The organism is Roseitalea sp., from assembly GCF_984466335.1.
Map to the genome: position 1 here is coordinate 1 of NZ_CFIFWG010000155.1, position 7,553 is coordinate 7,553.

Annotated in this window: 7 protein-coding genes; 3 read left to right on the forward strand and 4 right to left on the reverse strand. The window is 67.2% G+C overall.

Annotated features, from left to right (window positions below; all coding sequences use genetic code 11):
* The coding region (locus AC5E6L_RS12705; protein ID WP_491773740.1) for a substrate-binding domain-containing protein at positions 1 to 754 on the reverse strand (754 nt) is incomplete at its 3' end.
* Positions 755 to 949: 195 nt separating this feature from the next.
* On the opposite strand from AC5E6L_RS12705, the gene AC5E6L_RS12710 reads away from it, so the two are divergent.
* Together AC5E6L_RS12710 and AC5E6L_RS12715 are read left to right on the forward strand one after the other, a co-directional pair.
* Positions 950 to 1,936, forward strand: coding sequence for a LacI family DNA-binding transcriptional regulator (locus tag AC5E6L_RS12710; protein WP_491229099.1), 987 nt, complete (start codon positions 950 to 952; stop codon positions 1,934 to 1,936).
* A 110-nt stretch (positions 1,937 to 2,046) separates the two neighbouring features.
* Positions 2,047 to 3,006, forward strand: coding sequence for a thermonuclease family protein (locus AC5E6L_RS12715; protein WP_491229100.1), 960 nt, complete (start codon positions 2,047 to 2,049; stop codon positions 3,004 to 3,006).
* Positions 3,007 to 3,034: 28 nt separating this feature from the next.
* Here the strand turns inward: AC5E6L_RS12715 and AC5E6L_RS12720 are convergent, their stop codons facing one another.
* Genes AC5E6L_RS12720 through AC5E6L_RS12730 form a run of 3 tightly spaced genes read right to left on the reverse strand, consistent with a single transcriptional unit; the run spans position 3,035 to position 6,216 of the window.
* Positions 3,035 to 4,195, reverse strand: coding sequence for a Gfo/Idh/MocA family protein (locus AC5E6L_RS12720; protein ID WP_491773743.1), 1,161 nt, complete (start codon positions 4,193 to 4,195; stop codon positions 3,035 to 3,037).
* A gap of 9 nt (positions 4,196 to 4,204) precedes the next feature.
* Entirely contained in the window at positions 4,205 to 5,098 is an 894-nt protein-coding gene (locus AC5E6L_RS12725) for a sugar phosphate isomerase/epimerase family protein (protein ID WP_491229101.1), read from the reverse strand.
* Between the two features lie 17 nt (positions 5,099 to 5,115).
* Positions 5,116 to 6,216 carry a Gfo/Idh/MocA family protein gene (locus AC5E6L_RS12730; RefSeq protein WP_491229102.1) on the reverse strand — a complete coding sequence of 367 codons (1,101 nt, stop codon included), beginning with the start codon at positions 6,214 to 6,216 and terminating at the stop codon, positions 5,116 to 5,118.
* A gap of 115 nt (positions 6,217 to 6,331) precedes the next feature.
* Here AC5E6L_RS12730 and AC5E6L_RS12735 point away from each other — a divergent pair.
* A partial coding sequence (locus tag AC5E6L_RS12735) for a thiamine pyrophosphate-binding protein (protein WP_491773745.1) occupies positions 6,332 to 7,553 on the forward strand: 1,222 nt, incomplete at its 3' end.

A 7,553-nucleotide genomic window follows, 5' to 3' on the forward strand; every position in this document is an offset into this window, starting at 1 on the left:
CGATATTGTCGCCCAGATCGAACGTGCCGAAATAGATGGCGCCGGCCATGCCGTTCTCTTCGAGCGCCAGGATCGTCGGGTCGGCCGAGGTCGGCCCCAGCGTCAGGACCGCATCGGTGTCGGGATTGGCGTTCAGATAGGCCAGAACGCGGTTCTTGATCTCGGCGGGGTCCTGCCCCGAATCGATCATCTGGTCGCCAAGCTCGACGCCCAGCCCGTCGGCGAAGCCCTGGCAGCGCTCGGTCGAGGCCGGCGAGGAAATATAGTGGTTGACGCAAAGGAACGAGCCGACGCCGTCGGCCCTTGCCCTGAGGCCGGCGGCATTGCCGGCATCATATTCGGGCTGGCCGACATACATCAGCGCGCCCACCTCGCGCGCCTGCTCGGGCGTGCCCGAATTGATGATGATCACGTCGATGCCCGCATCGACCGCATCGCGCACGGGCCCCGACAGGACGTCGAAATCGGCCAGCGTGGTGATGATGCCGTTCGGGCCGGCCGCGGCGGCCTGCTCGATGATGCGCGCCATGTCGGCGAGATCGCCGGTCGGCGGATTGCGATACTCGACCTCGACGCCCATCTGCTCGCCGGCGAGCGCGATGCCGTTCTTGATCGTGTTCCACCAGCTGTCGCTGTCGGGCGCGTGGCTCACAAGGACGTACTTTTCGCCCTCGGCAGACGCCGTCGCCGCCGTGAACGGCGTCGCGACGAGCGCGGCCGCCAAGGCCAGATACTTCGTGATCGTCTTCATCATTTCCTCCCTGATGAACGTGAGCACTTCGCCGAGCGCCGGCGGACCGGCCTCCTGGCTCGCGTTCGTCAGGAGGAAACCACAGCCAAAGCTTTTTTGCAACCGGTTGCAAAATCACTTCGGTGCAATAGACTGTTCGCCGCCCTTGACCGGCACGCAAACCCGCCCCATGAGGCTCGAAGCGCCATGATTGTGACGATGAAAGATGTCGCGCTGCGGGCCGGCGTGTCCCGGTCGGCGGTCTCGCGGACCTTCACCGAGGGCGCCTCGGTTTCCGACAAGACCAGGCGCAAGGTGGAAAGGGCCGCGCGCGAGCTGGGCTACAGCCCCAACGCGCTCGCCTCCGGTCTGACGACCGGCCGCACCAAGCTGATCGGTCTGGTCTCCAACAATTTCCACAACCCGATCTTCCTGGAGGTGTTCGACCTGTTCACCCGCGGCCTGCAGGAACGCGGCCTGCGGCCCCTGCTGGTCAACCTGACCGACCAGACCGACCCGGCCAATTCGGTGCGCATGCTGCGCCAATATTCGGTCGACGGCGTGATCGTCGCATCCTCGACCCTGCCGCCGAGTTTCGCCCGCGCCTTCAAGGATGCCGGCATGCCGGTCGTCCACTCGTTCGGCCGGCATGCCGGCGCGTCCCCGGTGCATGTGGTCGGGATCGACAATGTCGAATGCGGCCGCATGGCGGCACGCACGCTGGTCACGTGCGGGTACCGGCGCGTCGCCTTTCTGGGCGGCCCGGAAGCGGCCACCTCGACACAGGACCGTCTTGCCGGGTTCGTGCAGGAGATGGCAAACCATCGCGGCGCCTCGGTCTCGCACAGCTTCGCCGCCGCCTATTCGTTCGATGCCGGGCGCGCCCAGATGGCGCGGCTGATCGAGGCGGGGCCGGCAGACGCCTATTTCTGCGGCGACGACGTGCTGTCGATCGGCGCCATGTCGGCCATCCGGTCGGCCGGGCTCGGCGTGCCCGGCGATATCGGCCTGATCGGCCTCAACGACATGGAAATGTCCCGTTGGCAGAACATCGACCTGACGACCATTCACCAGCCGGTCCGTGAAATCATCGGCTCGTCCATAGAGCTGATCGTTTCCATGCTCGAACGGCCCGACCGCCATCCCGAGGCACGGCTTTTTCCCTGCAAGGTGATCACGCGCGGCACGCTGCGGCCGGCACAATAGGCGCCCCAACACGCCAAGACGAGAACGGCAAGCCGTCAATCACGTGTAACAATAAGGCGCAATATGGTATGATCACGCTGGAAGAGGTCATGTAAAAAGAGGAGATCACCATGCCCGGAACGTCCTTTACGGCCAAAGTCGACCGGGTCGTCGATGGAGACACCGTGCGGGTCTTTCTCGACGCCGACGACGATGCGAGCGAAAGCTTGCGCATCCTGGCCCTCGACACCGAGGAGGTGCGCGCCGGCAGCAAGCCAGCCACGCCGCTCGGCCGCACCGCGTCCGAACGCGCCAAGGAGCTGATCGGGCAAGGCGACACGGTGAAGATCATCCTTCCGGGCAACGAGCCGCGACAGGAAGCCCTGGCCCGCTACCGCGGCAATTTCGGCCGTGTTCTGTGCTATCTCGAACTGGAAGACGGAACCGATTTCCAGGAAACGATGATCCGCGAGGGCCATTCGCCCTATTTCCAGAAATATGGCTACGCGCAGTTCGCCACCCTGCATGCGCGCTACAGCGCCGCCGAACGCGAGGCGCAGTCGGCCATGCGCGGCATCTGGGACCAGATCGCCCACAACGGGTCGGTGATGCGCAACTATGCGGCCCTGTGCACCTGGTGGGATCTGCGGGCGCGCATCATCGAGGGGTATCGCGAGATCAAGCGCCGGTCGCCGCAGGTCAATCTGTTCAACACGCGGCTCGACTATCCGCGCCTGGTCGAAATCGCCAGGGCCAGGCAGGAGACCACGGTCTTCATGGAGCTGCGCGACTTCTCGCCGACCTCGGGCGACCATGTCCTGTTCAACACCGGCAGCGCCCGGCAGCCCTACCAACTGTTCATACCCAACGGCAATACCGGCGGCGGCGAGGACATCATGAACCTGATCCTCAACCGCTACCGGGCGGGCGGCGAGGCCGAACCGCGCCGCTCCTACGCCTATGTGACGGGGCCGACCAAAATGTTTCCCGACGAGGACACCGGCCGGCCGGAAATCATCATCACCGACCCTGGCCAGATCACCGACTGGCCGGCCACCGCCCTGGAACGCGCCGGCCTGACTGCCGCCTGAACCACGGCTCGGGCAATGCCGTGCCCGCCTATGGCAGCAGCGCAGCCGGCCGCGCCTCCACCCACCGCCCGCCGGCGCCGGACGAGGCGACCGCCGCACGCACGGCCGCCATGGAGCGCAGGCCGTCCACGGCCTTGGGATAGTGCATTGCGGCCGGATCGGGCGCCCTGCCTTCCTTGCGGGCCGCAATCGCCTCGGCCAGATCGACATAGATGTTGGCGACGGCCATCGGAAAGCCCTCCGGCGAGCCGATGACGACGCGGCTGAGCCGGCTGGCGTCCCCGGCCAGGCTTGCGTCACCCTTTTCCAGGATCTGCGTGCGCCCGCCGAGCCTTTGCCAAAACAGTTGGTTGGGCTGCTCCTGCGCCCAGCGCAGCCCGCCCTTTTCGCCATAGACTTCCAGCGTCAGCCCGTGCTGGCGGCCGATGGCCACGGTCGATGTCCAAAGCCGGCCCACAATGCCCCCCTCGGTGCGGAAATTGACCATCGCATCGTCTTCGAGCACGCGACCGGGCACGCAGGAGGCGAAATCCGCCGACAGCGTTTCCACCTCGTCGCCGACGACGAAGCTCGCCAGATGCAGCGCATGGATGCCGCAATCGGCCATCTGGCCCGAAACGCCGGCCCGGGCCGGATCGTAGCGCCAGCGCACGCGCGGATTGTCCTGGTCGCGCGCGTCCGCATGATGGCCATGGCTGAAGCTGGCGACGACGAGGCGGACCGCGCCGAGATCGCCGTCCGCCACCATGGACCGCATCTGCCGCGCCATCGGATAGGCCGAATAGCAATAATTGACCGCGCAGACCCTGCCGGACGCCGCGGCGAGGCGCACGATTTCCTCGCCCTCCTCCACGGTCATGGTCATCGGCTTCTCGCACAGGACATTGAAGCCCGCTTCAAGGAACGCCCTGGTGATCTCGAAATGGGTCGCGTTGGGCGTCGCCACGGTGACCAGATCGATCCGGTCGTCGCGGGCGCTTTCACCGGCGAGCATCTGCCGCCAGTCGCCATAGGCGCGGTCGGCCGGAACGCCCAGCGACCGGGCGAAGGCGCGGCCCTTGTCCGGATCATGGTCGAGCGCGCCGGCGACGAAGCGAAAATGGCCGTCCGCCTGCGCGCCCAGGCGATGCGCCGGACCGATCTGGCTGCCCTCGCCGCCGCCGACGAGCCCCCAATCGAGTTTGCCCATGATGCCCTCTCAAAAGCCGATGGCGGAAAGATAGGCGCGATTGGCTTTCGCATCGCGCATGGGATCGGTGCCGGGGCGCGTCGGATCGCAATCCTGCTCCACCGTGCACCAGCCTTTGAAGCCCGCGTTCAGCAGGACCTGCCGCACGGCGGGGAAATCCACGTCCCCCTCGCCCAGGTTGCAGAAGATGCCCTGCCCGCACGCCTCGTAGAACCCCGTGCCCTTTTCGATCGCGTCGGCCTTCACCGCCGGGTCGATGTCCTTGAAATGCATATAGCCGATGCGGCCGGCATGGCGCTTCATGAAGGCCACCGGATCGAACCCGGCATAGGAGTGGTGGCCGGTGTCGAAGCAGATCTTCAGGATCGCCTCGTCCACCTCGTCCAGAAGGCGCTCCAGTTCCGGCTCGAAATCCATGAAGCCGGCGGCATGGGCATGGATGCCGACCGTCAGGCCGTATTCCTCGGCGCCCATGCGCGCCACATGGGCGATCCGGTCGCGGAACGCGGCCCATTCGGCCCCGTCCATCCGCTCGGCGGCGTCGGGCCGGCCGGCGGTCGGCGCCCGACGCGGCGAGATCGAATCGATCAGCGCCAGATGTTGGGCGCCATGGGCGGCCAGCGCCTTGCAGGTGCGCACCGAGCCGTCCAGAACATCGTCCCATTGCGCCGGATCGTGAAAGGGGCGGAACACGACCCCGCCGATCAGTTCAAGCCCGTGCTCGGCCAGCGCGTCGGCGACCTGCGGCGGGTCCTCGGGCATGAAGCCGACGGGGCCCAGCTCGATGCCGGCATAGCCCGCCTCGGCGTTCTCGCGCAGCACGGTGCGCCAGTGCGGATTGCGCGGATCGTCCGCGAACTCGACGCCCCAGGAACAGGGCGCATTGCCGATTTTGATGGTCATCAGCCTTTGTCCAACTCTCAAAACGCCTCGATCCCACGCCACGCGCCGGCCTCGTGCGAGGCCCAAGCGGCGGCGATGACGCGATGCACCTCAAGCCCCTCGCGAAAGGTCGGCCAGACGGCTTCGCCCGTTTCGATCGCGCCCAGGAAATCACGTGCCTCGATGATGATCTGGTCCTGATAGCCGGTGCCGTGGCCCGGCCCCTGGCAGAAGGGCAGATAGTCGGGATGGGCCGGCCCGGTCAAAATCTTGCGGAAACCGCGCTCGGCCTGCGGCCCGTCCGCCAGATAGAGCCAGAGGGCATTCTGATCCTCCTGATCGAACCGGAGCGCGCCCTTCGTGCCGTGCACCTCATAGGCGTAGCCCATCTTGCGGCCCGTCGCGATGCGGCTGAAGAACAGATGACCCGTCGCGCCGCGCGCGAACCGGCACATGACCTGCGCCTGATCGTCATTGGTGACGGGGACGCCGTTGCGATCCTCATGGACGGTCTCGATCCGCGCCATGACCGCGTTGATCGGCCCGATCAACGCCCGCGCGCAATTGATCATGTGCGGCGCCAGATCGCCCATCGTGCCGTTGGCACGGCCGTCCGTGCGCCACGAGGCCGCCGCGGCAGGGTCGGCATAGAAGTCTTCCGTGTGCTCGCCGCGAAACCAGGTGACGTCGCCGATCCGCCCTTCGGCGATCAGCCGGCGCGCATATTGGGTCGCGGGCGTGCGCGCATAGTTGAAGCCGATCATGTTGGCGCGGCCGCTCGCTTCGGCCGCTTGGGTCATGGCGCGCGCATCGTCGGCCGTCGCGCCCATCGGCTTTTCGCACAGGACCGGCTTGCACCGCGCGAACGCCGCTTCGGCAATGGCGCGATGGGTGGCCTGGGGCGAAGCGATCACCACCGCCTCCACAGCCGGATCGTCGACCAGCGTCTGCCAGTCCGCGGCCGCCCGATTGAACCCGTAGGCCGCGCGATGGCGCTCGCCGGAGGCCGGCGTTGATCCGCACACCATTTCAAGGCGCGGCCTGAGGGCGGTATCGAACACGGCGCCGACAGCGGCCATGGCCACGGCATGCGCCTTGCCCATATAGCCGCCGCCGACGATTCCGATTCCGATCTCCATCACGCCCTCCCGCCGGATTAGTATTTGCAACCGGTTGCAAAATGAGTATCTTCCCGGCGGCCACACGGTCAACAATCAAAATCACCGCGACCGCGAATTTGTTCGGGAGGAAGGCGTGACCGGCACCAGCGACACGATCCGGCTGACGACCGCGCAGGCGATCATCCGCCATCTGGCGGCGCAGTTCATCGAGATCGACGGCCGGCGCGTGCGCCTGTGCGGCGGCGGGTTCGGCATTTTCGGCCATGGCAACGTCACGTGCCTGGGCGAGGCGCTGCACGACCATCGCCACGTCCTTGCGCTCCATCGCGGCCAGAACGAGCAGTCGATGGGCTTCGCCGCGGCGGCCTACGCCAAATACTGGCTGCGCCGGCGCTTCATGTTCTGCACGGCGTCCGCTGGCCCGGGCACGGCGAACCTTCTGACCGCCTCGGCGCTGGCGCACGCCAACCGCCTGCCGATGCTGATGCTGTGCGGCGACACGTTCCTGACGCGCCTGCCCGACCCGGTGTTGCAGCAATTGGAGCATTTCGGCGATCCGGCGCTGGGCCTGAACGACGCCTTCAGGGCCGTCGCGCGCTATTGGGACCGGATCACCCACCCCGCGCAGATCGTCCAGTCGCTGCCGGCGGCGCTCGCGACGATGCTCGATCCGGCCGATTGCGGCCCGGCCTTCTTCGGCCTGCCGCAGGACGTGCAGGGCTGGACCTGGGACTATCCGCTCACCTTCTTCGAGGAGCGCACCCACCGCATCCGCCGCGTTGCGCCGGACGCCGGCGAAATCGCCGATGCCGCCGCCTGCCTGAAACAGGCCGAGCGCCCGGTGATCATCGCCGGCGGCGGCGTGCAATATTCCCGCGCCGTCGCGGAACTGACCGCCTTCGCCGAGGCGCACGCCATTCCGGTCATCGAGACGATCGCCGGCCGGGCGAACCTCGTCGCGACGCATCCGCTCAACATCGGCCCGGTGGGCGTGACCGGTTCGGACAGCGCCAACCGGGTCGCCGAGCGGGCCGATGTCGTCGTGTCGGTCGGCTCGCGCCTTCAGGACTTCACCACCGGCTCCTGGACGGCCTTCGCCGAGGAGGCGCGCTTCGTCTCGCTCAACGCGGCGCGGCACGATGCGGGCAAGCACATGTCGCTGCCGGTCGTGGGCGACGCGAAACTGGGCCTTGAAGCACTCGGCCAGGCGCTCGACGGCTACAGGGCGCCGGCGGGCTGGACGGAAGCCGCGCAGGCCGAGCGCGCCAAGTGGGACGATTACGTCGCCGAAAACGTCAAACCGGGCAACAGGCCCAATTCCTATGCGCAGGCGATCGGCGTGGTGAACGCCCTGT

What these genes read in the sequence shown, in the direction of transcription:
- AC5E6L_RS12720 (WP_491773743.1), bottom strand. Translation starts at nt 4,195, where the DNA reads ATGGGCAAACTCGATTGGGGGCTCGTCGGCGGCGGCGAGGGCAGCCAG.
- AC5E6L_RS12725 (WP_491229101.1), bottom strand. Translation starts at nt 5,098, where the DNA reads ATGACCATCAAAATCGGCAATGCGCCCTGTTCCTGGGGCGTCGAGTTC.
- AC5E6L_RS12730 (WP_491229102.1), bottom strand. Translation starts at nt 6,216, where the DNA reads ATGGAGATCGGAATCGGAATCGTCGGCGGCGGCTATATGGGCAAGGCG.
- AC5E6L_RS12715 (WP_491229100.1), top strand. Translation starts at nt 2,047, where the DNA reads ATGCCCGGAACGTCCTTTACGGCCAAAGTCGACCGGGTCGTCGATGGA.
- AC5E6L_RS12710 (WP_491229099.1), top strand. Translation starts at nt 950, where the DNA reads ATGAAAGATGTCGCGCTGCGGGCCGGCGTGTCCCGGTCGGCGGTCTCG.